Origin of the sequence: Paraburkholderia bengalensis (assembly GCF_037126505.1) — a bacterium.
Lineage (GTDB): Bacteria > Pseudomonadota > Gammaproteobacteria > Burkholderiales > Burkholderiaceae > Paraburkholderia > Paraburkholderia bengalensis.
The window spans coordinates 1-1,912 of record NZ_JACFYJ010000231.1; the positions used below are offsets into that span (position 1 = coordinate 1).

2 protein-coding genes are annotated in these 1,912 nt (G+C 59.5%); both read right to left on the bottom strand.

The window, feature by feature from the left end; all coding sequences use genetic code 11:
- Positions 1-1,007: 1,007 nt before the first annotated feature.
- On the bottom strand, positions 1,008-1,442 hold the full coding sequence (locus H3V53_RS42875) for a hypothetical protein (RefSeq protein WP_336602993.1): 435 nt from the start codon (positions 1,440-1,442) through the stop codon (positions 1,008-1,010).
- A 14-nt stretch (positions 1,443-1,456) separates the two neighbouring features.
- On the bottom strand, positions 1,457-1,912 hold a 456-nt coding region (locus H3V53_RS42880), incomplete at its 5' end, for a hypothetical protein (protein WP_336602994.1).

A 1,912-nucleotide genomic window follows, 5' to 3' on the forward strand; every position in this document is an offset into this window, starting at 1 on the left:
TGGCCGGTTCCGGCTAGTTGTTGATGCGGTCGCGTATCGATGCTGGGGCTTTCGGTTCCCAATACCCAGCGCTACCGTGATACCTTTCCGCGTGCAACCAAAAAGCTTCATTGCAATGCAGGCAGCGAAAATGGTACTCGACGTAGTCGTCCCATGCGGCCCCCGCCGCGAGCCTGTCAAACGAGACGAAGACCGAAGGGCTCTCAGGAATTACTTCTACGAGCGTTTTATCTGCGATGTTGTCCGCTGCGATCTGTATCGCTTTGCGTAGCTCGCGAGGAATCACCGATTGTGAGTGGCTCGGGGAACCGGCCGGTCAAATCGTACGTGTCCGCGACGGGCCATGCCTGCGATGCGTACGGCAACACATACGCGTGGGACGGTGGCCAAACGCAGCCGTCGGGGCATATGTTTCTCGGCGCACCGACCAGTTCTTCGCAACCGTGAGTCGCTGAAAACGCCGAGACGTTTCTAACCGCAGTCGAGTAGCCGTCGGACGCGATATAGATGACGACGTCCGGACCACTTCTGACGGCCATGGACGGGCGCGCGGCCTGTTGCCTGTATGCGTTCGAGTCGTACCGAACCATGGGCGCACTGCTACAGCCCGCCGTCGGGTAGGAAAGGACGGACGGCGCAGACCACTGGAAGTCAGTCGCAGACGTTCCGTTGGTGTCGCTCCTTCGTTCGATCGCCGCGAATATCGGCACGCCATTACTAACGAGCAGCACGCCGTCGGCGCCGCCAAGCGATGTCAGTCGGCCGACCCGGCGGCCTTGCGCGTCCAGAAGCTGCAGATGCCGTGGCTCTTTGTCTTGAGATGGATGGCGGTCTCCATGTGCATCGTCGCCTGACGATGCCGTCGCCGCGCAAGTCAGAAGCGCTGCCGCAATCAGCCGACGCATGAGTTCCTCCTATCGGTTGTTCTGGTCGCTCAATACCGGACAGTCAGTGGCTCCGGATGGTGCAAAGTCAGATCGTAGGTCGCCTCCACCGCCCACTCGGGATTAAAGGCGTTGCCTGCGATCGAATTCGACGGGGTTGCAATGTAGAGAGTCACGTCTGAACCGCGTCTGATCGCCATGGACGGCCTGGTCGGACACAAAGCCCCCCCCACAACTGACGAGCAGTGGGTTGCTGCAGTTGGCGGCCGTCGTGCAGTCGATGGCCTTCCACCGGAATCTTGAAGCCGATGCATTGGAAAAATTGTCGTCCGATAAGCGTTGGATACCCACGTAAACCACAGCGCCATTGATCGCCATTTCGACGCCGAAGTTCGCGTCAAATGCTTCGGCGTTTCCGACGTAAGTGCCGTTTGCGTCGAACACCGCAGCGACGCGCTCAGCGTTACGTTTATCCAACCCGCGTTGGTCTTGTCCGTACGACGCCGCTGCTGCGAGTAAGCAGCAGATCAATGCAACGCTGCGCGATAGCGGGACCATAACCTGACCTTTCTTCAGTAATGCGCGCTGAGCGGCTCAGGGTAACGACCCGTGAGGTCAAACGTGCTTTCGGACTTCCATAGCTCTATCGAATCCGGCTGAAAGGACTCACAACGACTCAATGCCGTCGAAAAGAAAGAACTGACAGAGGTGTGCGCCGATGCGCTGTCCGCGGCGATGTACAAGGTGACGTTTGCCCCCGCCCGCACAGGAATCGACGGCCTTGAGGGAGCGTAGAAGTTATACAACGCGTCGAAAATGCTCAGGTAGCCCCCGCCGGCACAGTCCGATGCCGCGAAGTAGACGCCGCTGGCACTCCACCAGACCAGTTGCGAAGCGGAATACTGCACTGATGGACTGGAAATGTCGCTGGGCGGTCCAGCGGATTGGGCGCGTGCGACAGGAACGAACACCACCGCGCCGTTGATCGTCAACGTGACCCCGTCCAGAAAGCCGTACGACACGATTGG

What these genes read in the sequence shown, in the direction of transcription:
- H3V53_RS42875 (WP_336602993.1), bottom strand. Translation starts at nt 1,442, where the DNA reads ATGGTCCCGCTATCGCGCAGCGTTGCATTGATCTGCTGCTTACTCGCA.